The 23,831-nt window shown below is 64.3% G+C and carries 26 protein-coding genes, 1 tRNA gene and 3 pseudogenes; 15 read left to right on the top strand and 15 right to left on the bottom strand.

What is annotated here, in order from left to right:
* Window positions 1-4: 4 nt before the first annotated feature.
* Window positions 5-1,195 (bottom strand): trans-sulfuration enzyme family protein, encoded by a 1,191-nt coding sequence (locus AC1MCD_RS03515; protein WP_498675897.1) that lies wholly within the window; start codon window positions 1,193-1,195, stop codon window positions 5-7.
* Between the two features lie 59 nt (window positions 1,196-1,254).
* Between AC1MCD_RS03515 and tmk the strand changes: the two genes are divergently transcribed.
* From tmk to AC1MCD_RS03485, 6 genes and pseudogenes are all read left to right on the top strand, one after another.
* Window positions 1,255-1,905: a dTMP kinase gene (gene tmk / locus AC1MCD_RS03510; protein WP_498678147.1), complete on the top strand. Its 651-nt coding sequence runs from the start codon at window positions 1,255-1,257 to the stop codon at window positions 1,903-1,905.
* Window positions 1,902-3,044: a DNA polymerase III subunit delta' gene (locus AC1MCD_RS03505; RefSeq protein ID WP_498675894.1), complete on the top strand. Its 1,143-nt coding sequence runs from the start codon at window positions 1,902-1,904 to the stop codon at window positions 3,042-3,044. Before tmk ends, AC1MCD_RS03505 begins: the two co-directional genes overlap by 4 nt.
* Before the next feature lie 22 nt (window positions 3,045-3,066).
* Window positions 3,067-4,632, top strand: coding sequence for an alpha/beta hydrolase (locus AC1MCD_RS03500; RefSeq protein WP_498675892.1), 1,566 nt, complete (start codon window positions 3,067-3,069; stop codon window positions 4,630-4,632).
* A 97-nt stretch (window positions 4,633-4,729) separates the two neighbouring features.
* Window positions 4,730-4,802: transfer RNA gene (locus tag AC1MCD_RS03495), tRNA-Thr, on the top strand.
* Between the two features lie 201 nt (window positions 4,803-5,003).
* Window positions 5,004-5,459, top strand: a pseudogene (locus tag AC1MCD_RS03490) (tetratricopeptide repeat protein); the annotation flags it as partial.
* A gap of 145 nt (window positions 5,460-5,604) precedes the next feature.
* Window positions 5,605-5,967, top strand: coding sequence for a tetratricopeptide repeat protein (locus tag AC1MCD_RS03485; protein WP_498675890.1), 363 nt, complete (start codon window positions 5,605-5,607; stop codon window positions 5,965-5,967).
* 233 nt (window positions 5,968-6,200) lie between these two features.
* On the opposite strand, the gene AC1MCD_RS03480 is transcribed toward AC1MCD_RS03485, so the two are convergent.
* Window positions 6,201-7,130 (bottom strand): hypothetical protein, encoded by a 930-nt coding sequence (locus AC1MCD_RS03480; RefSeq protein ID WP_498675889.1) that lies wholly within the window; start codon window positions 7,128-7,130, stop codon window positions 6,201-6,203.
* Window positions 7,131-7,303: 173 nt separating this feature from the next.
* Between AC1MCD_RS03480 and AC1MCD_RS03475 the strand changes: the two genes are divergently transcribed.
* From AC1MCD_RS03475 to AC1MCD_RS03465, 3 genes are all read left to right on the top strand, one after another.
* On the top strand, window positions 7,304-7,741 hold the full coding sequence (locus AC1MCD_RS03475) for a hypothetical protein (RefSeq protein ID WP_498675887.1): 438 nt from the start codon (window positions 7,304-7,306) through the stop codon (window positions 7,739-7,741).
* A gap of 139 nt (window positions 7,742-7,880) precedes the next feature.
* Complete coding sequence (locus AC1MCD_RS03470) at window positions 7,881-8,189, top strand: hypothetical protein (RefSeq protein WP_498675885.1); 309 nt, start codon at window positions 7,881-7,883, stop codon at window positions 8,187-8,189.
* 148 nt (window positions 8,190-8,337) lie between these two features.
* Entirely contained in the window at window positions 8,338-9,060 is a 723-nt protein-coding gene (locus AC1MCD_RS03465) for a DUF6994 family protein (protein WP_498678145.1), read from the top strand.
* A gap of 55 nt (window positions 9,061-9,115) precedes the next feature.
* Here the strand turns inward: AC1MCD_RS03465 and AC1MCD_RS03460 are convergent, their stop codons facing one another.
* A complete protein-coding gene (locus AC1MCD_RS03460; protein WP_498675883.1) occupies window positions 9,116-10,069 on the bottom strand; it encodes a GlxA family transcriptional regulator in 954 nt (317 codons plus the stop codon).
* Between the two features lie 101 nt (window positions 10,070-10,170).
* On the opposite strand from AC1MCD_RS03460, the gene AC1MCD_RS03455 reads away from it, so the two are divergent.
* Window positions 10,171-11,523, top strand: coding sequence for an alpha/beta fold hydrolase (locus AC1MCD_RS03455; protein ID WP_498675880.1), 1,353 nt, complete (start codon window positions 10,171-10,173; stop codon window positions 11,521-11,523).
* Window positions 11,524-11,655: 132 nt separating this feature from the next.
* The gene (locus AC1MCD_RS03450; protein WP_498675878.1) at window positions 11,656-12,252 is read left to right on the top strand and encodes a hypothetical protein; all 597 of its coding nucleotides are present in this window, start codon (window positions 11,656-11,658) and stop codon (window positions 12,250-12,252) included.
* A gap of 36 nt (window positions 12,253-12,288) precedes the next feature.
* Here AC1MCD_RS03450 and AC1MCD_RS03445 read toward each other — a convergent pair.
* A pseudogene (locus AC1MCD_RS03445) lies at window positions 12,289-12,768 on the bottom strand (PspA/IM30 family protein); the annotation flags it as partial.
* Window positions 12,769-13,112: 344 nt separating this feature from the next.
* Between AC1MCD_RS03445 and AC1MCD_RS03440 the strand changes: the two are divergent.
* Complete coding sequence (locus AC1MCD_RS03440; RefSeq protein ID WP_498675876.1) at window positions 13,113-13,553, top strand: hypothetical protein; 441 nt, start codon at window positions 13,113-13,115, stop codon at window positions 13,551-13,553.
* Between the two features lie 75 nt (window positions 13,554-13,628).
* Here AC1MCD_RS03440 and AC1MCD_RS03435 read toward each other — a convergent pair whose 3' ends face one another.
* Together AC1MCD_RS03435 and AC1MCD_RS03430 are read right to left on the bottom strand one after the other, a co-directional pair.
* Entirely contained in the window at window positions 13,629-13,916 is a 288-nt protein-coding gene (locus tag AC1MCD_RS03435) for a hypothetical protein (RefSeq protein WP_498675874.1), read from the bottom strand.
* A complete protein-coding gene (locus AC1MCD_RS03430; protein WP_498675873.1) occupies window positions 13,913-14,374 on the bottom strand; it encodes a GatB/YqeY domain-containing protein in 462 nt (153 codons plus the stop codon). Before AC1MCD_RS03430 ends, AC1MCD_RS03435 begins: the two co-directional genes overlap by 4 nt.
* A 109-nt stretch (window positions 14,375-14,483) precedes the next feature.
* On the opposite strand from AC1MCD_RS03430, the gene AC1MCD_RS03425 reads away from it, so the two are divergent.
* Window positions 14,484-15,164, top strand: coding sequence for a hypothetical protein (locus AC1MCD_RS03425; protein ID WP_498675871.1), 681 nt, complete (start codon window positions 14,484-14,486; stop codon window positions 15,162-15,164).
* 98 nt (window positions 15,165-15,262) lie between these two features.
* Here AC1MCD_RS03425 and thyA read toward each other — a convergent pair.
* A pseudogene (gene thyA, locus AC1MCD_RS03420) lies at window positions 15,263-15,832 on the bottom strand (thymidylate synthase); the annotation flags it as partial.
* 544 nt (window positions 15,833-16,376) lie between these two features.
* Here thyA and AC1MCD_RS03415 point away from each other — a divergent pair.
* On the top strand, window positions 16,377-16,595 hold the full coding sequence (locus AC1MCD_RS03415) for a hypothetical protein (RefSeq protein ID WP_498675870.1): 219 nt from the start codon (window positions 16,377-16,379) through the stop codon (window positions 16,593-16,595).
* Window positions 16,596-17,196: 601 nt separating this feature from the next.
* Here the strand turns inward: AC1MCD_RS03415 and AC1MCD_RS03410 are convergent.
* The 4 genes from AC1MCD_RS03410 to AC1MCD_RS03395 are packed head-to-tail and all read right to left on the bottom strand — an operon-like array spanning window position 17,197 to window position 19,915.
* Window positions 17,197-17,712 (bottom strand): hypothetical protein, encoded by a 516-nt coding sequence (locus AC1MCD_RS03410; protein ID WP_498675868.1) that lies wholly within the window; start codon window positions 17,710-17,712, stop codon window positions 17,197-17,199.
* Window positions 17,681-18,400 carry a hypothetical protein gene (locus AC1MCD_RS03405; protein WP_498675867.1) on the bottom strand — a complete coding sequence of 240 codons (720 nt, stop codon included), beginning with the start codon at window positions 18,398-18,400 and terminating at the stop codon, window positions 17,681-17,683. The genes AC1MCD_RS03410 and AC1MCD_RS03405 overlap by 32 nt, the downstream gene beginning before the upstream one ends.
* Window positions 18,397-19,161, bottom strand: coding sequence for a hypothetical protein (locus tag AC1MCD_RS03400; RefSeq protein WP_498675865.1), 765 nt, complete (start codon window positions 19,159-19,161; stop codon window positions 18,397-18,399). The genes AC1MCD_RS03405 and AC1MCD_RS03400 overlap by 4 nt, the downstream gene beginning before the upstream one ends.
* Window positions 19,154-19,915, bottom strand: coding sequence for a hypothetical protein (locus tag AC1MCD_RS03395; RefSeq protein ID WP_498675862.1), 762 nt, complete (start codon window positions 19,913-19,915; stop codon window positions 19,154-19,156). The genes AC1MCD_RS03400 and AC1MCD_RS03395 overlap by 8 nt, the downstream gene beginning before the upstream one ends.
* Window positions 19,916-20,003: 88 nt before the next feature.
* On the opposite strand from AC1MCD_RS03395, the gene AC1MCD_RS03390 reads away from it, so the two are divergent.
* Window positions 20,004-20,189, top strand: coding sequence for a hypothetical protein (locus AC1MCD_RS03390; protein WP_498675860.1), 186 nt, complete (start codon window positions 20,004-20,006; stop codon window positions 20,187-20,189).
* A 671-nt stretch (window positions 20,190-20,860) separates the two neighbouring features.
* Here the strand turns inward: AC1MCD_RS03390 and AC1MCD_RS03385 are convergent.
* The 4 genes from AC1MCD_RS03385 to AC1MCD_RS03370 all read right to left on the bottom strand — a co-directional run bounded on the left by AC1MCD_RS03385 (window position 20,861) and on the right by AC1MCD_RS03370 (window position 23,831).
* On the bottom strand, window positions 20,861-21,241 hold the full coding sequence (locus AC1MCD_RS03385; protein WP_498675858.1) for a hypothetical protein: 381 nt from the start codon (window positions 21,239-21,241) through the stop codon (window positions 20,861-20,863).
* Between the two features lie 27 nt (window positions 21,242-21,268).
* Entirely contained in the window at window positions 21,269-21,523 is a 255-nt protein-coding gene (locus AC1MCD_RS03380; protein ID WP_498675856.1) for a hypothetical protein, read from the bottom strand.
* A 455-nt stretch (window positions 21,524-21,978) separates the two neighbouring features.
* On the bottom strand, window positions 21,979-22,725 hold the full coding sequence (locus AC1MCD_RS03375) for an NUDIX hydrolase (protein ID WP_498675854.1): 747 nt from the start codon (window positions 22,723-22,725) through the stop codon (window positions 21,979-21,981).
* Window positions 22,722-23,831, bottom strand: coding sequence for an AAA family ATPase (locus AC1MCD_RS03370; RefSeq protein WP_498675851.1), 1,110 nt, complete (start codon window positions 23,829-23,831; stop codon window positions 22,722-22,724). Before AC1MCD_RS03370 ends, AC1MCD_RS03375 begins: the two co-directional genes overlap by 4 nt.

The raw sequence follows: 23,831 nt of genomic DNA, 5'->3' as shown, positions 1-23,831 counted from the left end.
AAGCCTAGCCGCCCAGTGAGTCCAGCGCCTGCTTCAAATCGGCCCAGAGGTCCTCAACATTCTCGATGCCCACGCTCAGGCGCACCAGATTCTCCGGAACGCTGAGCGGCTCCGCAGTGTGCCGGCGGCGCCGCTCAATCAGTGACTCAACGCCGCCCAGCGAGGTCGCAGGCAGCCAGAGCTGCAGGGCGCGCACCAACTTGTCCGCAGCATCCGCTCCGTCCAGGCCGCCAACCCGCGCGATCTGCACGCACACGATCGATCCGAAGCCCTTCATCTGGGACTTCGCACGTTCGTGCCCGGGGTCGGTGGAAAGCCCGGGAAACCGGATACTTTCGACCAGGGGGTGCTTGCTGAGGCGTTCCGCCAGGACTGCCGCTGATGCCTGCGACCGTTCCACCCGCAGGGCCAGGGTCCGGAGTCCACGCAGCGCCAGCCAGGCCTCGAACGGGCCGGCGATGCCGCCGTGGATGGTGCGGTTATGCAGCAGCGCCGCCCGGATGTCCGGGTTTGAGGTCACCAGGGCGCCAAGGACGACGTCGGAATGTCCGGCCAGGTATTTAGTCACCGAATGCAGCACCACGTCCGAGCCGAGGGACAACGGCTGCTGGACCAAGGGCGTGGAGAAGGTGTTGTCCGTAACCACAATGGCACCGGCTGCATGGGCAGCCGCGGTCAGTTCGCGGATGTCGGCGATTCCCAGCATGGGGTTGGTGGGGCTTTCCAGCCACAGCATCCTGGCGGCCTTGGCACCCGGTCCCTGCGGGGCCAGCTGTTCCTTGACCGCGTCCGTGTCCGCGATGTCCACGGTCCGGAGTTCGAGGAACCCTTTCTGCGCCAGCTCGCTGGCCATCACCAGGGAACCCGCGTAGCTGTGCGAGGGCATCACCAGCACCCCGCCGGCAGGCAGGAGCGACAGGGCTGAGCTCACCGCTGCCAGCCCCGATGCATAGAGCAGGCCCGGCAGTTCTGACCCTTCCAGCTGGCCCAGGGCCTCTTCGAAGGGATCCCACGTGGGGTTGGCATAGCGCCCGTAGCCGCGGTCGCCGTCGCCCAAGGCTCCGGTGCCGAAATACGTCGAGGACAGCACGAGGGGCGGGTTGACAGGCTCGTCGTGCTCACGCGGGGGCCGGCCGGCGGCAACCACCACGGTTTCGGCGGACAGGGACGCTGCGTGCTGCTCCGTGAGGCTCATGGTGAAAGAGTACTTTGACGCGCGCCGACCGCTGAAGTCGGTAGGCTGGAGCAGTGACCATCACCAACAGCCCTGGACTTTTCATCGCCTTTGAAGGCGGCGACGGCGCCGGGAAGTCCACGCAGGCGGCTTTGCTCGCCGAGGCCTTGGAATCCCGCGGCCTGACGGTCCTGCGGACCCGGGAACCAGGCGGGACACCCATCGGCGAAAAGCTGCGTTCCCTGGTCCTGGACCACGGCCATGGCCACATTGATGCCCACACCGAGGCCCTGATCTTTGCAGCCTCGCGTGCTGCCCACGCCAGCCAAGTGATCCGGCCGGCGCTGGAGCGCGGTGAGGTTGTCCTGACTGACCGCTACATCGACTCCTCCGTGGCATACCAGGGAGCCGGGCGCGATCTCGGCGCTGATGCCGTCCGTTCACTCAATGAATGGGCCACCTCGGGGCTGCAGCCTGATCTCACTGTCCTGTTGGACGTGGACCCGACTGTCGGCCGGCGCAGGCGGACTGCCGGCGCCGCCGCCGAAGACCGGCTGGAATCCGAAGCTGACGAGTTCCACGCCACCATCCGTGACGCCTTCCTCGAGTTGGCCGCCAGCCGCCCGGACACCTACCTCGTCCTGCCTGCCCACCTGCCTGTCCCCGATCTCGCGGCGCGGATCCTGACCCGCCTCGACTCCCTGCTCGCGACTGCGCGGGGTGCCGCGTGACGGTATGGGACGACCTCCAGGGCCAGCCCGCCGTCGTCGAACAGTTGCGTCAGGCGACCCTCGGTGAGGGCCTGACCCATGCCTGGCTGTTCACCGGCCCGCCCGGTTCCGGGCGTTCCAACGCCGCGAAGGCGTTCGCAGCGGCTCTCAACTGCGACCAGGAGGACGTGACGAAGCGCGGCTGCGGCGAGTGCCACGCCTGCCAGACCATACTCGGCGAGACTCATTCGGACGTGACGTTCGTCCGAACCGAAAAGGTCACCATCACCATCGACGAGGCGCGCGACCTGGTCTCCACGGCAGGAAACCGTCCGTCCTCCGGGCGTTGGCGGATCATCGTGGTGGAGGACGCGGACCGCATGGCCGAACGCACCACCAACGTCCTGCTGAAGGCGATCGAGGAACCTACCCCGCGGACCATCTGGATGCTGTGCGCGCCATCGCCCGCTGACGTCCTGGTAACCATCCGGTCCCGCTGCCGTGCTGTGGCCCTCCGTCTGCCTCCGGCCGCCGACGTCGCGGCTTTGCTGGTGAAGCGCGACGGCGTGGAACCGGCCCTCGCCGAACGCGCGGCCCGCGCCGCGCAAAGCCATGTGGGGATCGCCCGCCGCCTGGCGCGGGATCCCGAGGCGCGCGAACGCAGGCTGGAAACCGTGAAGTTCCCGCTGGGGCTGCGCGGGGTCACCGCGGCGGTGATGATGGCGGACAAGCTCGTGAAGATCGCCACCGCCGAAGCCAACAGTTCCAATGAGGAGCGCGACGCCGCCGAGAAGGCCGCGCTGCTGGCCACCTTGGGTGCCCCTGAGTCAGGGACGCTGCCGCCGGCCATGCGGAGCCAGATCAGGCAGCTGGAAGAGGACCAGAAACGCCGGGCCAAGCGGTCCATCACCGATTCGCTGGACCGGACCCTCACGGACCTGCTTTCCTTTTACCGGGACGTGCTGATTATCCAGCTGGGGAACAGTGTGGAGCTGGTGAACGTTGAACTCAGGAGTGAACTGGAAGAATTTGCCGCCCGGTCCGCCCCGGAAACCACGCTTGCCCGCATGGACGCCATCAACAAAGCCCGCCAACGCATCACCACCACCAACGTTGCTCCGCTGTTGACCATTGAGTCCATGGCAGCCAGCCTGATCTAGCCCTTCCAAGGAGAACTCTCGAATGACTGCTCGCCCCCTGCCCGCACGCTCCCGCTCCCTGAGGAGTGGACTGCGGGCTGCCGGCGCCCTGGTTCTGGCCCTGACGCTGGCATCGTGCAGCCTCATTGGCGGTAACAAGGCGGACGAAGCGCCCGCCACGGGCAAGGCGGATCCCTCCATCGTGGCGTCCGCCCCCGCCGGGCTTGACTCCTTCTACTCGCAGGAAGTGGTGTGGGAGCCGTGTGAAAACGGCTTCCATTGTGCCAAGGTGACCGTGCCGATGGACTACGCGAATCCTGGCGGGGACAAGATCCAGCTCGCTGCCCTGCGGGCGCCCAGCACCGGCAAGAAGACCGGCAGCCTGCTGGTCAATCCGGGCGGCCCGGGCGGTTCCGGCTACGACTTTGTCAAAGACGCTGCCGGGACGCACTTTTCCCAGTCCGTCCGGGCGAACTACGACCTCGTTGGCTTTGATCCCCGGGGCGTCAAACGCTCCGCCCCCGTAAAGTGCATGACGGATGAACAGCGGGACGCGGCACGGGCCAAGATTTATGACCTGGAAACTGACGCCGGACTGGCCACGGTCCTGGCGGACAACAAAGCCATCGCCGAACAGTGCGCGACACAGACTGGACCCTCCCTCGGCCACATCGACACCATCAGTGCGGCCAAGGACCTGGACATCCTCCGTGCCGTGGTGAACGACACGAAGCTCAATTACCTGGGCTACTCCTACGGCACCTTCCTCGGCTCCACCTACGCCTCGCTGTTTCCCAACAACGTGGGCCGGATGGTTCTGGACGGCGCCCTTGACCCGTCCATCAGCAATGAGGAACTGACCATGGGCCAGGCCGTTGCCTTTGAGAAGGCCATCAGGTCCTACGTGGCCAGCTGCCAGCAGGGAGACGGCTGCCCGCTTACCGGCAACGTGGACAGCGGCGTCCAGCAGATCCGAGGCCTCATCAACTCTGTCCAGGAGAATCCGCGCCAGGCGAAGGACGGCCGTACCGTCAACGCGACGATGTTCGTCAGTGGCCTGATCACGCCCCTCTACAACGACCAGAGCTGGCCCGCACTGACCCAAGCCCTCGCAGCCGCTGCGACAGGTGATGTGAGCCTGATGCTGCGGCTGGCAGACCTCGGCGCCGACCGCGGCTCCAACGGGAAATACACCTCCAATTCCGCCTTCGCCTTCAGCGCCATCAATTGCCTGGACTACCCCATGGTCTCCGACACGGCGTCCATGCGTGCCGAGGATCAGCGGCTGCGGCAGGCTTCGCCCACCCTCGGCTACTTCTTCGCCTATGGCGGCACCAACTGCGTGGATTGGCCGTACAAGAACGTGCGGACCCCCGCCCCGGTGGAGTACACCGGTGAGTCGCCCATCGTTGTCGTCGGGACCACCGGAGACCCGGCAACCCCGGTGGAATGGGCAGCATCCCTGCGCAAACAGCTCGGCAACGCCTCGCTGATGACCTGGCAGGGCGAAGGCCATACTGCATACGGGCGGGCGAACAGCTGCCTGGAGAACGCGGTGGACAGCTACTTGGTGGACGGCAAGGTTCCTGCCGACAACACGGTCTGCTGAACCGCCCGCCGGGTCCCATTTTGACCCGGACGGCGGGACTCTATTACAGTTGACTCTTGCATGAACCGCCCGGTTACGCCGAGAGATTCCATGCGGTGCTTCCTTAGCTCAGTCGGTAGAGCGTTTCACTCGTAATGAAAAGGTCATCAGTTCGATTCTGATAGGAAGCTCGGGACAAACCCCCTAGAAATCAAGGTTCCTGGGGGGTTTTTCGCTGGCTTGTGGACAAGCGGGGAATCTTATGCATTCCCCGCTTTTCCCGTCTTTTCCCGGCGTACTCGTCACTTTTTCGTCACCGGCGACAACTACCTTCATCGGCTTCGACACTCCATCCACCTCGGAATACCGAGCGACCGCGCGCCGGCAGCATCATGGAAGGCAGGAACGCGGAACTTGCCGATGCCCTCATCAGAACTGAGGCTCTACTGATGAGGGCCGGTGTCGTGTCTCGGGCCGCGGACAACGTCGCTGCATGCCGGTTCCTGAACTCCGCCGTGGCACTCCTGGAGAGCCAGCCCACATCAAGGGTCAAGGATCTATGGCTGGCGGAAACCCTCACCCGGGCCGGCGATGCTTTGCGGCTGGCCGGACAATACCCGGAAGCTGAGAAGGCTCTGGCCAAAGTCTTTCGCCTGCCACGCTGGGACGAATTGGAGCCGCTACGCAGGGCCGCTGCCCTCAACGCCAAAGGAATCCTGTGTAAGGACACCGGCCGTTATCAGGAAGTTGCCGCGCTCTACGCTGAAGCGTTGACTCTGACCACCGAAGCCCTCGGGCCCGATGATCCGGAGGTCGCGGCGATTCACCATAACTTGGCCGGGCTGGCCCACATCCAAGGCCACTATGACGACGCCGAACCGCACATCCGGGCTGCCCTGGACATCCGACACCGCCGCTCTCGTATCAATGTCGCCGGGGTTGCGGCTGACACGTCAGTGTTGGGTGCCATCTTGGGCGGCCAGGGAAAACTGGATGCAGCCGAGGCCACCCTTTCGGGAAGCCCTTCGCCTGTGGACCGCCGAGCACGGACCGGACCACTACGAGGTGGCTGTGCAGCTGACCAACCTCGCCTCACTTCAGCAACAAAAAAACGAGTATTCCGAAGCGGAGTCAGGCTACACCCGCGCCCTCGAGATCAAACGCCGAGTACTCGGTCCGGAACACCCGGAAATCGCCGCCCTTCTGAACAACCTGGCTTCACTGGAAGCTGACCAAGGACGAAAGTCCTCTGCGGCCGCGCACTACGACAAAGCCATCGCAATACTGGAGAACTCGCTGGGTTCGCAACATCCCAACACGCAGGCCTGCATTGCAAACCGCAGTCGGCTGGAATAGCCTGGCCGGCATTCGGTGGTATCAATCGATCCGTGAAGATTCAGCCTTCGGGCAGGGAAAACTGAGGACCGCGTTGAGCCCGAGACTTGCACGATGGTGATTCACCGTCGAGCCGCAGGTACTGTGTCACCCAGCTAGAGTTTGTGAGACTTCGCGGGCTCCGTCGTCCGGCTCCGGCACTCTTTGACTCAGCTCGTCGCGGCCGCTTTCCGTGGGACCTCAAAATGGTGGTTCTACAGGTCGTGTGGACAAATCTCAGAGCCGGCAAGCTCAGGCCTTCCCTGCCCGTATGAGGGGTCATCGTCGCTTCCTGCCCAGATGACACCGCCTCCTGGGCAGGGCATCACATCGAACGCCCTGCCGTTGAGGCGCGCCCGCAGATGGTGCCCGTCATCCTCGACCACTTCCCAGCCGGCCGCCTGCAGCGTTGCGCGATAGTACTGCAATACATCGACGTCTCCTGAGAGCTTGAACCACCGGGTACAGCCGCCCACACCACTCATACCTCCGCCGTTGAAGTGGCCGATGTGGCTGATGGAATCGAACACCTGCTGGGCCTCACGATCCGTGGCGGCCATGGGCTCATCCGTGCCCTCGGTCACGCATTGCGGAGACGAAACGTATTGCTTCTCAAGCCGCTGTTCCAGGGCTAGGGGGGTAACAGCGAACATCCCGATCAGCATGAGGACAGGAATGGCCGCGGATGTCAGTCGCATCCATCGCCGTGTCGCGAGCATGAAACTGATCACGACAACGATCAAGACCAGAAGGAGCGCCAAGTTGGAGGGTCCGGCCGTCAACCCCCAAATGAATCCGTTGAATGCGGTGCCGGTGACATCCCCGTAGACACTCATGAATCCGTAGTGAACCAGTACGCCAAGCATCGCAAGTCCTGCCCCAACGACGAGCAGCACCGTAGCAGCGACGGCTCGTCCGGTCACGGGCATGACTGATGATAAGTTTTGCCCGACCAAAAGTCCACGGGCCTTGTCCCAATGTAAGGACCGAGCTTGCAAGTCACGACTGCGAAGAGGCCCAGAGCATCCTGCTGCATCGCTATCGCCGGCTCCTTGAACGGTCGGAGAGGCTGTACTGAGGCAGCCTGAAATACCTTTCAGTTCGTCGGCACCAAGGAGGTGGTGGTGGAAGGTGATGGCGTCCACAGGTCAGCTCCCCACTCGTGAGGAGGAGCTTCGGCACAAAGAAGGGTACAGCCGGCGGGAAGCAGGGTAGCGGTTACTCTGTTGCGATTTGCTGGGCGGGCGTATGTTGACGGCACGTCTGCCCGGGCCATTCTGACGGACAGGTGCTTCTCTCATCAACCAGGAGGTCAACCATGCGCCTTACCCGCAAAATGCTCGCGGTTCCCGTCGTAGCGGCAACGCTGCTCGTTTGGGCCGGCGGGGCGTCCGCTGCCCCCGCTGAAGTCATCCGATTTGGCTTCAGTGAAGGGGGTTCCATCACCGGCTGCGCCAACGAACAGATCGCCTTCACCGATGGCACCTATCAGCTACTCGATCACACCAACGTCAACGGATCCGAGTTCCTCCACTGGTCGCTCCGCGGCACGGGCATCGGGGACCAGGGCCACGTGTACGTTTTCAAGGAGAACGGTTGGAACAAAGTGAGCACCGGTGGAGACCAATTCGTTCAGGATCAACTCCGCTTGATCAGTAAGGGGTCAGGCCCGGACCTGCTCGTATCTTACAGGTTCACCGCATTCGCCAATGGAGATTTTCAGTTCACTACTGACAAAACTGTTTGCACGGGGTGATTTGACCGGACGACCAGCGTTGGAATCCACCCAAAGTAAACCGGGGCCTGCTACGTCTGGTGCGGTGAACCGGGGGGACTAGCGTGAGGCCGCCAGCGGCACCAACTTCACGCCTCACCACAGAGAACAGGATCCCGCCATGAGTTCGTCCCTTGAAACCCGTCACCTCCTACCCAAAGCAGTCGGCCTGTTTCTGATGGTCATCGCCCTGATCACCGGAACGGTGTCCCCTGCCAGCGCGGCCGTGACCGTCCAAAACCTTGATGTGCCCCTCACCGGGACGTTCAGTGTCGCCGGGGCCGGGACTTTCACCCTCAGCGGCACCGCCCACCTGGTCATTCAGCAACCAGGCGACCCTGTCACCCCCGTGACCATCCAGACGAACCTGGTCCACGCCGTCGCGACCAACGGCACGGTATCCTACCCGAAAAGCGTCCGCGGCGCCTAGGCCGTGTCGCACTCCGTAAACACCGCGTTCCCGGTGGGCCACAGAGATAATCAAGGCGACGCAGGAGAGCATTCCGGCCGCCGGCTAGGCTGGTCCGGCCCGCCGCTCCTGCCGCCGTGACCGCGGAGCCAGACGAGCAGGGGGAGACCTGACGGACCATGAGAAGCCGAAACGCATTGACACGACCTTTAACGTCAACCGGGATGCCCAAGGGAAAGACCCTGACAAGTACAGCCCGACTCTGAAGGACTATCACCGAAAGCTGTGGAGCAAGGATCTCCCCTGCGGAGAAGGGCGCTTTGATCTGACACCGGAATCCAGGGCATACCTGGTGCACAGGTCCTCGAATGGCGTCTTTTTCATGGCCAGCGACGCCATCACCACGAGGCTGAAGAAACGAGCGGGGCGCATCATCCGGAATATCCCGCCGGAGGACCTGCCAGCGTGGCCCGGCTACACGGTCGGAAGCTCCATTGTGTTCCCGGGCAACAGAGTCGGTGGGAAGATGACCATCAACGGTGCCCGCGGACTTAACGGCAAGATCGCTGACCGTTTCGACCTGACCCTGGAATGCATCCGCCGCTACTACGAGGGCCGCCAGGAGTGGAGTCCCCTCGAAGAGGTCCTGGACAGATACAAAGCATTCTTCGCCCTGTTCTGCGACTTCAAAGGGTACGTCGACTTTTTCCTACTGCAGGACCTTCTGAAAGATGACGGGACCGTCGACTACTTCCACGACTTCGAAAACTTCAACACCCCGGCCGTTCCGCAGGACGAGAAGGAATACCTGAAGTACCTGGCCAACAGCAATAGCTTCATCAGGGCCCGCAACGCCAGGATCGACGCCCAACTGTGCACGGATCCTAGCTGAAAAGCCGTACCCGGCAGGGGCGGGTTCCACAAACAAGGCCGCGACTCTCCGGTCTCTAGGCTGGCGCAGCTTTCCGGTTTCTGCCCTGGTAGAGACGGCGGTAGCTGGAGGGTGTGGTGCCGAACTTCCGCTCGAAGTGGAGCCGGAAATTCGCTGTCGTTCCCAATCCGGTCGTGGAGGCGACCGCCTGTACCTTCAGGTCGGTTGTTTCCAGGAGCCGGCAGGCTTCGGCGACCCGTTGGTCGTTCAGCCACCTCAAGGGGGTCATGCCTGCTTCGGCAGTGAATTTCCGGGTGAAGCTGCTCGTTGCCCAGCCGGCGTGGGTGGCCATGTCCTCCACAGTGAGTGCTGCCGCGAGGTTCTGTCTGGCCCAGGCGCAGGTGCCGGCGAAGAGGGCCAGTGGTGCGGCAACAGTGCGCTCCATGTACTGGACTTGGCCCCCTTCCCGGTGCGGAGCAACGACCATCCGTCGCGCAATGCTGTTGGCTGCCTCGGTTCCAAAGTCCTTGCGGACCAGGTGCAGACACAGGTCTATGCCTGCCGCGACCCCGGCACTGGTGCTGACGCTGCCCTGGTCTATGTACAGCACATCCGCGTCGACGGTGACGCCCGGGTAAAGGGTCTGCAGCCGTTCGGCGTTTCTCCAGTGGGTGGTTGCCCGCTTGCCGTCCAAGAGACCTGAAGCAGCGAGGGCGAAGGCGCCTGTGCACACGGACACGACACGGGCGCCGTTGCCCGCTGCCTGGCGAAGGGCCTCGCAGACTTCGGCGGTCGGATCGTTGAGCGGTGCGTAGCCGGGCACCACGACCGTATCCGCCGACAGCAGGGCGTCCAAGCCATTCGTTGCCTGGATGGAAAACCCGGAGGTCGTCGGCACCAGGCCGGGCTGGGCTGCGCAGACCCGGAAGGAGTACCGGCTCCGCTCATCCTCGTGGCCGAAAACTTGCGCTGGAATGGCAAGATCGAAAGCGACCACATCCGGCAGTGCCAGTGCGACGACTCGGTGCATAGGGCCACTGTACTCACGAAGGCACGGTCTGGGCAGAATCCTTTCCATGCAGGGCATTTTTGCCGCGCATTTCCGATCCCGGTGACTGACAGCATTGGCGTATGACAATCTTTTCGGCAGGGCAGAGCACGACCGCTGCCACCCCCATGAGCACCACATCCAGGGGCCAGGACCGGCCGTCCAGCGCGGGTCGTTCAAAGAGGGGGCGCATCGGTTGGATTGTGGCCGGCTCGTTGGTTACGGGCATCATCGCTGCTCCCCTTCTGGCCTTCGCCCCGTTCGTTCCGGCTACCGAAAGCGGCGTGACCGGCGGCATCCTTTTGGGACTTGGCGCGGGATGGGCCGCGCTGGCTGCACTGTCGGTCCGGTTCACTGATCAGCCCCAAAAGTGGGCCTCGAGTCCAGCACTCTTCATGGGATTGGGCGGATTCCTCCTGGTGGTGTTCGGCTCCCCAGCCCAGGAACTGCTCGCCTGGTTGTGGCCGCCCGCTTTGCTGGTGTTAGCGATCTGGATGATTTTTCAGGCCCATCGGCAGCTGCGCAGCCGGAGCGGTCGCATCCTGCTGTATCCAGTGATCGCGGGGCTCGTCCTGGCTTCATTGGGCGGCGGCTTCGAAACCCTGCGCAAAACGCCCGACGCGGAGGCGGCTCCGGTGCAGGGTCAGCTGATCGACGTCGGCGGGCACCGCCTGTACCTGAACTGCGCTGGCTCCCGGAGCCCCACCGTCGTGCTCGAACCGGGCGCCGGCATGATGTCCTCTGACCTCGGATGGATAGCACCGGCCGTTGCCCGTGACACCAGGGTGTGCGTTTATGACCGGGCAGGCCGTGGGTGGAGCGACCCGGCGACCACGCCGCAGGACGGCGCACAGACGGCGACCGACCTTCACACGTTGCTGCAGCGCGCGAACGTGCCGGGACCGTATGTGCTGGCTGGGCATTCGTTCGGCGGCCTCTACGCACTCACGTTCGCTGCCCGCTATCCCGAAGACGTGGCCGGGTTGGTCCTGCTGGACTCGACCGCGCCGGCATCGGACAAGGAAGCAGCGAACGGCACGACTGCGGAGGCCGAGGACACGATGGGGCGCGCCTCCGCACTCGCTTCGATGGCAGGGCGTCTTGGTCTGGGCCGGCTGCTCGGACTGACACCCGGGCACCTCAAGAGCACGCTCAACGAGTACATCCGTGCAGGCTCCTCGACGCAGCAAGCCGCAGAGTTGAGGAACTTCACCGATAAGCCGCTGGTCGTCCTAACAGCAGGCTCCGGTGGCCAGCCCGGCTGGGACGCTTCACAGGACGCCCTCGCCTTACTCTCAACCAACAGCCTGCACCGAATCATTGACGGATCCACCCACATGTCATTGATCGATGATCGGGAGGACGCGGCCGCGTCCGCTCGGGGGATTCTGGATGTGGTCTCGGCAGTGCGAACGGCAAACCCGCTGGCCCCGTAGCTCCACTCCCCCCGAGTGGATTGACGAGACGCGGCGCAAACTAGAGGGCCGGGAGGTCAGGAGGTCGGCGACGACCGTAGACTGCACACGGGGCCATCGACAGGCCCCGTAAAGTTTCCTCGAAGGAGCTCCATGGCCGACCTTGTCCCTGAATACCTGACCTTCGATTACCGGTGCCAGTTCCGCGGGACCCCGGGCGCGCGCCACGACCCGGAGGACTACCCGATGTTCTGGACCGTCAAGGTCAGGGGCACCGTGTGGGACGACGAGGATGAGGGCGGGGACGGACAGGAAGTCTCCGTCGGGAAGGCGGAGCTCTACGTGGTGCCCGACGCCGGGATCATCGATCTGTTCATGACCTTGGACGCGGTGAACCAGGAGGTCGCGAACGTCGCCGAGATGCTGACGATCAAACGCCCTGACCTCATTGAAGAGACGGCCCTCGGCGGGGACTTGGTGATCCTGTCCTCCCTGCAGATTGCGCCGAAGTTCCGCGGCAACAAACTCGGCCACGGAGTCCTGAAATCGATCCTCGGCACTGTCGGCCGCTCAACTGCCCTGGTCATCGTGGAAGTTGCCCCGCTCCTCACCAAGGATGTCCCCGAGGAGGGAACCCCCGGGCACGACGCGGCCAAGGCTGCACTGCGGCGCTACTGGGAAGGCTTCGGTTTCCAGTCAGCGTACGGCGACTATCTGGTCTTGGACGCGATGGCGGACGTCCTGGAGTAGACCCGCACCCCGTTCATTGCCTGTACGGACGGCACTTTAGTAGTCGATGGCTTTCCCGTCCATGGACTTGAGCGCGGCGAGGCGTGCTTCCACTTCGGCCTGTTCGCCGAGGTCTTCCAGGGAGGCGAACTGGGCATCCAGGGATGAGGCGGCGAGTTCCTGCTGGCCCCGGATGGTGGCTTCCTGGCGGCGGATGTTCTCCTCGTACCGGCCGATGGCGGAGGTCGGGTCGCCGGCGTCCAGGGACTTGAGTGCGTCGTGGACCTGGGACTGGGCTGCTGCCGTCCGGGACCGGGCCACCAGCTGGTTGCGCTTGGCGGTCAGCTCGTGCAGCTTGCCCTTCATGGAGTCCAGGCCGCCCTTGAGCTTGTCGACGACCTCGTTCTGTGCGGCCAGGCCGGGTGCTGCGCCGGTGACGAGCTTCTCGGCGGCCATCTGCCGCTGGAGAGCGAGCTTGGCGAGGTTGTCGAACTTCTGCGCGTCAGGGTTGCCGGCGGACCGGAACTGGGGCAGTTTCAAATGCTCTCCTGGGGCCAGAAATACTTGACACGATCACGGGTACCCGCCTGTCGCATTTAATTTAGCTCTTGACTCTTGATCGCGTGGGTGGGAACGTCACCGCACCACCGGGAGCCTGCAACGGTGCCGGCTTCGTCGAGGTGGAAAGGAAAGTTCCTGGCTAGAGGGGAAGACAATGAACAACTCAGAGCAAACACCGAAGCCTGACCCGGATACGGAAATGAGCTACGCCGAAGCTCGAAAGCGGAAGCAGAATGTCAGCAGTGAGGAACCGATAGAGCCCGAGGAAGGCCTTCAGGAGGCCCCAGGCTCTATCGGGCGGGAAGGGCCGGGTAAATAACATGTCATTCGTTCAGATACCCACGACATACGCCGCCGACCCTTCGAATGTGTGGGCGCCTAAGGCATTTTTTAACGGGTCGGATCCATTCGCCATCGTCATGCGAGTCCAAGCGTCCAGCGACTTGGTGAAAGCCGGGCTGTCCTACGACGCGGTATTCCAGATGGCCAACCCGAGACAGGACGAAAACTACCGCTGGTGGATCGCGCTCGGCGACCACGCATATGACCAACCAACCAAGGACATCCACAAGGATAATCAGCATTTCCAATACGACAACTTTGCCCACTGGATCTCTTGGAGCAAGTACAGTGATGCGGTCCGCGAAATCAGGGGTATTGAGCGCAACAAGGGGCTCTTCTTCGTCCGCGCCCAGATCGACGTCATCGGCACCAACCTCTTCGCACACTCTGGTGACTTTTGGTATAAAGCGGTCCCCTAGGGGCTTGGGCCGCCCGCAAAAGCACGCCGGGCACTAATGCCAAACAGGGGCCGCACTGTGGCGTTGCCCCTTTCTCTACTGCGCGAGTTTGGCCTTGATGGCTTTCATCAGGGGTGTGGACTCCAGCCAGTCGAAGGCCTCGGCGAAGTAGCCAAAGCCGGCGTCGTCCACACCCAGACCAGGCGTGGGCACTGCGCCCTTGTCCAGGGCGTAAAGGAGCTCAGCGCGGTCCATGGAGTATGACAGGACGTTTGCCAGGTAGCCGTTGGACATGTCACCCAGCTGGCGCTTCGTGCCCCCGCCGTCGATCCAGTACTGATCCTGCTGGTAGGTGGCCGGAACGATTTCCGTGCCCTGGCTCATGCCAGCTTCGCCTTCACGATCTCGCTGACTGCCTTGCCATCAAAGCGCCCTGCGATCTGGGGCGTCACGGATTTCATGACGGCACCCATGGAGCGCACCGAGAATTCGTGGCCAGCGGCCGTCAGCGCAGCAATGGCCTCGTCGACGATGGCCTGGACCTCGTCTCGGGTCAGGGCCTTGGGCAGGTACTCCTCGATGATCTCCGCTTCGGCAATCTCTGCGGAGGCACGGTCGGCTTCGTTCGCCTCGGTATAGATGCGGGCTGTGTCGCGGCGTTTGGCAGCTTCCTTTTGCAGGAGCGAGGTCACCTGGGCGTCGTTGAGCTCGACTGGCGTCTTGCCGGACTTCTCGCGGGTGCTGATCTCGCCCAGGACGTTGCGGACGGTCGTCAGTGCCAGCTTGTTGCCGGCCTTCATGTGGACGACGACGTCGCCCTTGAGCTTTTCTTTCAGGGACATGGTTCTGCCTCATTCTTGGTTAGGGTGAGGACTATGTGTGCGGCATCCCTCGGCCGGTTCCCCGGAGTTACGGATGCGCAGGCATATTCAGGCATCCAGAAAGGTCATCATGGCAGCGGAAACACCGGCACAGCGGGCACGGGCGGCCTCAGACCTGTTGTCCGAGCAGGAAGACTTTCTCAGGGGCCGACGGCACCTCTCGGACGGTGAGTTGCGGGCTGAGCTTGTTGCGGAGCTGCGCCGGGAGAAGGCCGTCGTTGACCGCTGGATTGATTCGGGAGACTGCTTCGTCCTTTCGGCAGCGGGGAAAGTTCACCTGCCCTCGTGCCCCAGCATGCGGAGCCTTGTTGATCGGGAGGCGGCCTGGGCCCCGTACCTGGATGATCTGGAGCGTGTCAGGGACTGGCACGGAAGCGACAGCGCACCCCCGATGCCAGCCTTGATGAGCCGATCCGACGTTGAGGATCTGAAGCGCTACACCGCCTGTACGGTGTGCGCTCCGACGTTGGATCACGCTGAGAAGCGTCCGGTCGCACGCGGATGGACCCTGCTGCCAGCCGGAAGCCTGAACTACCGCCACTTTGGGACCGCGTTCACCCTCGTTGATGACGGCGTCGAACTTGGGATCCTGATCAAGATTTCACGGGTCGAGACGGCGGAGGGGCTGGAGTTCAGTGCCGAGTTTGGCGGCGTGGAAGAGCCGATCACCGACCCGCTCACCGAGGTGATGTACCGGACTGGCTCTCGGCCACCAGCCGTGGCAGCGGAGACGGAAGCGGCCCCGCAGTAGTTGCCGCGGGGCCGTACTACCAGTTCCGCGGTCAGACCGCGACCGGCGCCTTGATGACGGGGTGCGGGTCGTAGCCGACGATTTCGAAGCAGCGCTTAGGACGCAATATTGAAGGGCACGCCGAGGAACATGTCCGCGGAGCGCTGGTGCAGCTGGCAGGAGAGCTTGCCGGGGGCGCCGTCGGTGCCGGGGGCGACGTAGAACTGGAAGAGGGCGTGGCACGGAGGCAGCGCCATGTTGTCGACCTCATTAGGGTTCCAGGCAATCACGATGTGCCGGCGGGAGTTCGGGTTGTTCTTGATGGATTCCACGACGTTGGCGATCTGGTCGATCTGGCCGCCGTCCGGAGTGGGCCAGGAACGCCACTGGGAACCGTAGACGGGTCCAAGGTCGCCGTTCTCGTCGGCCCAGGAATCCCAGATGGTGATGCCGCGCTCCTGGAGCCAGCGGACGTTGGTGTCGCCGCGGAGGAACCAGAGCAGTTCGTAGGCCACGGACGTCCAGTGGACCTTCTTGGTCCAGATCGGCGGGAAGCATTGGGCCAGGTCGAAGCGGATCTGGCGGCCGAAGACGCTCGTAGTGCCGGTTCCGGTCCGGTCACCCTTGGCGGCGCCGGCGGCGAACACTTCGGCAAGGAGGTCTTCGTAAGGGGTTTCAATCGTGGGCATGGGGAGCCTTTCAGTGGGGGTCTGCTGTCCACTACGCGCCCGGTGTGCCGGCGGCCGCGCCAACGCCGGATTCGTCTGCGCACCACGGGTTTTCGGCCGCTCGGCTACAGGATAGGGCGGCCAAGAAATTCCTGACCGCCTTGTCTCGCTCAGGCCCTCGTCATCCGGATTTCCAGAATCCGAGTATTCCTGGTCGTACTGAACTGATAACGGCCACCGCTCCCACCCCTCACTGTGAGATGCGGTGACAGCATGGGGGAAGTCATTTCCTTGAGGAAGGTTGCATCGTCGGCCGGACTGGAGCCATCGCTGAGTATTTCAATGACGACGCCGCTCTGGTCGAGGGACTTCCAAGTGTTCGCGCCGGCCACCGCCAGCCTGTTGATGAGGCCGATCCGCGGAGCATGGCGCTCTGCAGCACGTTGTCCTCCGCCTCCCGCTGCAGGACCCCTTCCCCGAACCGCCGACGGCGCCAGGCGTCGAAGTCCCGTTCCGCCGCCGTCCACTTGGCCGGGCTGGCGGTAGCCGCGCAGCGGACATGCTCGTGCGGCACACTGAAGCCGGCGATGTGGGCGGCCTCCCACTTGTCGGCACTGATGCCCTTGACGATGATCTCTCCGTCCTGGCCGAGTCGGAACAGACTGACACCCAGGGGGTGATTACGGGCGCGGAGACCGGGAATGCCGCTGACCTCGGCGTCGAGGTCCTCAGGGAACTCCGGGTTGACGGGCATGACGTTGACAACGAAATCCGTGATGTCTGAACCCCGATCCAGCTCGATGAGGAGTTGATCGTGGGCGGGGGCAACCCGCTTGATGCCGAAGCGTGTGGTGAGCGAGCAGTTTCGCGAGTCGCGAGCTGTTTGAAGCAGGCACAGTAGTCCTCCGGTATTCCTGCCGACTCAGAAACCAGGACGTGTGTCTGTCAAAGGGGTGAAGGGTGAAACACCAGTAAGAGCCGTGCTCCTTCTTGGCAGCCGACCCAGTCGGGGGGGCTCCACCAACGGTTACTCGTAAACCCGTCTGCCAAAAATAGTACGTCCGAGGTGAACGAGACGTGTGCAGACACGCCGACAGGCCAGATAGGCGAAGTGGTCCGCGGCCCGGCGCCGCGAATCGATCCTCGAGCCAGGCTTGAACTGGCCACCTCCGGTCGCTGGGGCCGCCCTCTACCAAAATGAGCTAACAAGGCGCGTGGTGTGCAGATCAGCACGGTGGCAGCACCGAACCTCTGCTCCGGACTGGGCACCGCTATGGTCCTGTGTCCGGTATTCCGTGGCACCATCCACCAAGGCCGGTCAGTATGCTTCCCGGGAGCCCTGGCCGGACGGCTTCCCTCGGTCCGGGCAGTCCCGGTTCATATCTCTATGCGGGGATGCCTGCGACGGCTGCTGTTTGGGCTGCTTCCTCGGCCAGGTAGTGCTGGTAGCACGCCTTCATGGACTGTTCAGTGGTCAGCGCCTTGCCGTCCCGCAGGTCACGCAGGTAGGCCAGGACGCGCTGCTTCGGGGTGGCCTGGGTGTACGTATTGCTCTCACCGTCGTTGATCCCGTAGATCCCATAGGTCGTCGACCAGAGGTTCTCGAAGGTGTTCCACAGGGCGCTGCCTTCGGCGTCGTTGGCTCCCATGTTGAAAAGGTGCCCGAAGAAGCAGTATGTGGCTCCGTCGGCCGAGCGGACAGTCTTGACCCGCCATGACTCCTCCGCCGTAGCGTCCATGTAGGCGATGACCCCATTGAGGTTCTGGAGTTGGCTCTCGGCCCAACGGCCGGCACGGATGTGCTCCGCCTTGTCTTTTCGTCCATGGAGCCCATGTGTGCGGTGGCCCGAAGCTCCTTCACCGGAGGCCTCAGGGCTGACGAGTACGGCGCCGCCAGACAATGAACCCTCCGGCCAGGGCAGCCGCCAGGAACAACCCGCCAGCGACGAACGGCACGGCACTCGGCGAAACCATGACCACCGGAGTGTTGTTGACGCCGGCGAGCTCTGCAGCCTCGGGAGTTGCCGGTGCCGACGGTCCTGGTGTTTCGACGACTGTCGCTGCCTGGCTGGGCGCACCTTCGACGGGCACGACGTCGGCTGGGAGCCCGTCGGCAACCTGGCCGGGCTGACCGGCATCGGCCGCCGGGGCTTCGACAGCTACGGACTGGCCCTGGACGGGTGCGGCGGTCCCTCCGCCTTGGACTGGGGTCTGGACATTGCTGCCCGGTCCGGCGACCTGGGCCGGTGCCACTGGTGCGGCAGGAAGCTGTGGCACTACGGCCGGTGGAGCGGGGGCTGCAGGGATCGGGACATACACCGGCCCTGGTGGGGCAACCGGCACCGGAATTGTGGGCGCTATGGGCACCTCATTGTTTGGCTTGCCGCCCAGGTCAACCGTCACATCACCGCCGGATCCGCCGCCGCTGGCATTCGGCATGCAGAAGCCCGTGTCACCCCAGGCGTTCCAGTGCTGGCCGGCAGGGCACGTTGTCGCGTGCGCAGGAGCGGCACCGATGGTCGCAGCGCCGACAAGGGCGACGGCAGCCATCATGCCGCGTCCGGAACGAACCATGCGTTTCAATTTCATGCCTCCGATACTGAGGGGTTCTGGCCCAGGCGGCCTTTCCTCCAATACAGGAAACATGCGGCGATGACGAGGACACCCAGTGCGCCCGCGATGAACCCGGCAAACGTGGTCTCAGCATCCGAGGTCTGGACACCATTCACAGCCTCGGTGGACGCGGGGGCGCCGGCCACAGCTTCCGGCGTGGCATTGGGAGCCGCCGAAGGCTGGAATGCAGCGTCGGCCACGGCAACCGCGGTTTCTGGCGGGGCCTCGACTGCATTGGCTTCAGGGGCTTCATCCTGTTCCACGGTGGTCAGGGAAACGCTGCCGGTCCCGCTCTGAGGTGTCGTCCCGTTCTGAGCCGCCGTCCCGTTGTGCGGGGCGGTCTTCGCCGGGACGTACTGGCCCTGGATCGGAGCCGCAGGCACGACGGCAGGAGCTGGTGCTGCAGGTGCTGGCGCCGGGGCGGCCGCCATGTAGGGTGCGGCCGGAGCGGGAGCCGGGGCCTGTGGGAGTGGGGCCGGTGCCGGCCCCATACCGCCTCCGTTGACAGGCCCTGCCTGGCCGGGTGTACTGATGGTGCCTGGCCCGGTTCCGACTGAACCCGAACCGCCGCCCGATACTCCCCCGGTACCGGTCGGCGAGCAGGATTCGATCCCGTTGAAGAACACGGGCACGTAGCCGGCCGGGCAGGTAATCGCGGACGCCGGTCCAGCCGACCAAAGGGACGCTGCCAGCACTGCAGCCACAGCCAGGGCAGACCCAGCTGTCCGCTTACGCATGGTGGCTGCCGCCGTTCCGCCGTGCGGTCTGTCCGGGGCGAAGCCTGAACCAGTACGCTGCCGCGGCAAGTCCGGCTATCAGGGTGCCCGCGGTGGCCAAAATGAGGACGACCCCTGTGGGTGCTTCAGCCGACGCCGAGGTGGTGTCAGCGTGGATGACGAGGCTGGCCGCCGTTTCCGAGGCCGTCGCGGAGGCACTGGCTGACGCTGCCTCGCTGGCGGCCACCGTCTGGTCTCTCGCCTGCGGGGTTGTGGCCTCAGCTACCGCAGCTGCACCTGCTGGGGTCTCTGGATTGGTGATGCCGGCTTGGGCCCCGGGAGCCTCTGCGGCCGGGGCCTGCACCCCGTTCTGTCCTGGCACGGGAATGACCTGGGCGGGACCCGCGGGTGCCTGGTACTTCGGGACAATCTCGAGGTGCACCGTACCAGGCGCGGGAACAGGGGCCGCCGGAACCGGAGCAGCAGGGACAGGTGCAGGTGCGGCAGGAGCTGGCGCTACAACAGGAGGAGCCACTACGACAGGTGGTGGGGGTGGTGGTGGCGGTACCTCCCCCGGGCTACTTCCTCCGCCGCCTACGTTTCCGCCACCAACGCCGCTTCCTTCGCCGGAACCCGGCCCTTGGCCGTTGTCGAAGCAGTACTGCGCGCCGTTCGGTGCAATTTGGCAGACCTCGGCCGCCCGGGCCGGGCTGAGCAACAGGCTGCTGGCGAGGACAGCCAGTGCGGCAGAAGACGCCAGGGTGCGCCTATTCATGGGAGCCGCCCTTGATCCGGCGGGCCCGCTACATGGGCGGATGATGAGGAAGTACGCCACGGCGAGTCCGGCGATCAGGAAGCCCGCGATGATCCCGACAATCCACTCGGTCGGGAAGCCGGTGGATGAGGAGGCGGTGTCGGCCCGGATCACGGTCGGTGACGTGGACGCCGATTCTGAGGAGCTGGCCGACGGCGATGCGGAGGGCATCGAAGACTCTGCGGCCACCGATGCGCCATCACTGGCTGCCGCGGGTTGGTCGGCTGCCTGCTGAGTCGCTTCGCCTTCAGCGTTGACCTGTGCGGGAGTTCCGGCGTCGGGTGCGCTTACCTGTCCGACGGATCCTGCCGGTGCGGCTGGTGCGGGGGCCTGAACCTGGTTCTTTGCTGCCGGTGCAGGCGCCTGTGCGGCGGGAGCCTGGACTACAGGGGCCGCTGGTGCAGGCGCCGCTGGTGCTGGAGCCGGAGCAGCTGGAGCGGGGGCCGGTGCCGGAACAGCGACAGGTGGTGGGGGTGGTGGCGGGACGGCCCCGGGACCGCTCCCTGCGCCACCTACGTTGCCACCTCCGGAGTTGTTGCCGCCCCCTCCGGGCCCTACGCCGTTATCCCCGCACACTTGCGATCCGTTAGGCGCGGTCGTACAGACGATTTCGGCGTGGGCCGGTGGACTGAGCAGCAGTGGCCCTGCAAGGATGGCGAGGCAGAGTCCGGCCCCAAGTTTGATGCGCATTGTTCCCCCAATGATGCGCCGGACATACCGGCTCTCGCCTAGCGTAACCGAGCCGGACTGCTTTGTGTTTGTGCAGGTCAGAGCGTTACGGGCTTTGTCGACCCGCGGCCAAGCGGGCCAGCTGGCCGTCGTCCAGCGACATCCCTCACCGATCCGGTCACCGAGCTGATCTACTGGACCGGGACGAGGCCGCAGGCGTCCTAGAGGCCGCGCCGGTTACTTGGAATACTCAACGGAACCAACAGAGACAGTCGTACCTGCAATTTTCCAGACGCCGGGAGTTACTTGACGTACAACAACTTGACTGGTCGCCGTGACTTTTTCTGCTGCTTTTTCCCCTTGCTTGAGGACGGGGAGTTCGAAGAAGAGGTCGGTATTGAACCCGACGTACCTTTTGCCGTCCTGCTCCATGGACACGACCCGGTTGAGTGCGATGTGGCGGCAAAGAAGCTGGATGTTGTCCTCGCTATATTCAAGGTTGTAGCCCTTAGCCGCCCGTTCGGGGTTCTGGTAGACAGCGGCGTCCTTAGCCGTGAATGGAGCGCTTAAATCATCTATGACCTCTTGGGCCTGGTCCGGGTCAAAGGTGTCCTTCACTGACGCCCACCACAGGTCCTTGTCCCCTTAGGTGATGTTGTCGCCCTTGAGGACTGAATCAGTGATCTCGTCCGCCAAGTACACCACCGCTACTTTGTGTGCCGCAGAAATCTCCTCCACGGTGAAAAGTGACGATGTTTGCTCGGTTACCTGCTCTGGCTGGTAAGTGAGTAAGCGGTCATCTGAAGCGAGAGTGGTCTTGACGAACTTCCTGCCCTGGGAATCCGCTGCCGGCACTTTTTTCGTCGCGAATCCATTGACAGAAGATCCCGCGACGCTCAAGGTTGCAGGTGCCTTGGAACTGTTGGCAGGGGGATTCTCCGCGACCGCACTTCCGCAGGCCGTAAGGAAGGCCAGCGCAGTGGCTACACCAACGAGCCTTGTTCCTGCACTCAGCCGATTGCGTCCTGCACTCCGATTTGTTCCCATTGCGTCCCCCTTCTTGTCTATCCGCTCAATTGTGAAGTTTATCAACCCGGTGACATAGCCGCAGGTCAGGTCGGCCTCACCCCGGGGTCAGGTCCGAATACTGAGGCTACGTCACCGGCGCCTGTTAGACCGCATATGTGTGCGGAGGCCGCCGCCACGCTCACCGGCTGCCAGTGGCAATATATTGCCAGATCGAGTGGATCTGTCCCCGCCTGCTGCGCAATGCACCCGAACCGGAACGATCCTGCCGCTGCTATGCGTTGGCGCAGGGAGCATCTCTCATGTCTGCGTGGCGGCGCTGGCCCTCTTCAGTCGACACGCGGCTTGGCGAGCGGCGGATGGATGTGCCGGTCGGTGGCGGTGAACAGGGATGCGGGCGCCCCGGCGGCGGCCCTGGCCTTCCTCCCGGTGTCCTCCAGTTGGGGCATCATCTTGCGGGTGAAGTTCCCGGCCGCCATCGTGGTGTTCCAAACCGCCTCGTACACGGTGCGCAGCTGCGTCATGGTGAACTCGGCGGGCAGCAGCCGGGCCGCGACGGTCGTGTATTCCATCTTCCCGGCGAGCCGCTCCAGCCCGTCCCGAAGGATGGTGCCGTGGTCGAACGCCAGGGCGCCGCCGTCGAGGATCTCGTGGACGGGGTGCCACGCGGCTGCTGAGGCGTCGGTGCCGGCTGAGATTTCGGGCAGGCTCTGGCCGTCGGTGGCGAGCAGGGCCAGGTGGGCGACTGAGACGACCCGCATGCGGGGGTCCCGATCCGGTTCGGTGTAGGTGGCCAGCTGTTCGACGTGGACCGGCAGCTGCCCGAGGTCCAGGCCGGTCTCTTCGGCAAGCTTTCGGTAGGCTGCCTGCTCTGCTGATTCCTGGGGGCCGACGAACCCGCCTGGCAGCGCCATCATGTCTTTGAACGGGTGGCCGCCGCGGCGGACCAGGGCGGTGTGCAGCACTCCCCCGGTTACGGCGAAGACGACCAGGTCAGCGGTCAGCGCGATGGACGGGTAGTCCTTGGGCTTGTAGGTGTCGAGGAATTCCTTCTCGGACTTCGCCGCGGGGGTCATCGGGTGGCTCCTTCGAGGACGGTGCGGGTGGCCCAGGGCGGGGAGGTGAATTCGCTCCGCTGGGCGAGGATCAGGTCAATGATTTCGACGGCGGTCTTCGTGCGCCGGTCGTGGTCGCCGCTGACCAGGATCCAGGAGTGGCCGTCCTCGGTCAGGGTCTCCTTGAACCATTCGGTCATGTCGGCCCGGCGGTGTTCGCCTTCGCGCCAGCCGTCGTCTTCAAAGTCCACACCTTCATAATCGGTGATCAGGTACAGGTCACGCTTGGGCAGTTTGCTGGCTGCGTCATAGGACCCGTAGCTGCGTTCGCCGATGTAGAACCGCTCCCACAAGGTGGTGGCCAGGGAGTCGGTGTCGGCGATAACCAGCGGGCAGGCCTCGGCTGCGGCGTTCTCCATCGCGTTCTGCCGGGCACCGATCCGGCCGAAGTCCTGCTCGGTCCAGACCATATCGGTCAGCCGCGCGTCCGGCTTTTCGGCCTGCAGGGCGCCGAACTTCGCGTAGGTGTATTCGCGGCCGTACTCGGTGACGTCAGCGATCCGGGGGAAACGGGGCCGGTAGTGCTTCGTGAGGGCCTCCGCCAGGGTGGTGGTGCCTGTGGATTCTGCGCCGACCACGATGATGCGGGTGGCGAGCTCCTGCCGGGCGGGGGTGATGATGTACGGCCAGGCCGCCCCAAGGTCATCCCGGCAGAGCGTGCCGCTGACCGGGTAGGTGGTCCTGGACTGGTCCACGAGGACGTGCTCGGCTTCGAAGGCCTCAGCCAGCTGGGCGCCGTACTCCTCGGAGCTGAAGACCGCGTCAACGGTTGTCACGCCGCGGGATTTCAGGGCCAGGCGCATGAGCTCGTTCTGGGCCTTCCAGATTTCGTCCGAGTGGTAATCCTCCGGGCAGTCGTTCCGCATCCCGATGACCTTGACTCCGGGGGTGTCGGCGAACTCTGCGGCGAGCCAGTTGGCCCGGTCGGGAACGGTGACGGATTCGAATCGGTTGCCGAGGACGAGGACCGCGACGTTCTCGGACTGTGCGGCGGCGGTGTTGATCAGGTGGGCATGGCCGGCGTGCGGCGGGTAGAACTTGCCGATGACCATGGACTGCTTGTACAT

The organism is Arthrobacter sp. BF1 (assembly GCF_056680215.1).
Note: the sequence above shows the minus strand (reverse complement) of the source record. Positions and strands in the feature narration are given on the sequence as shown.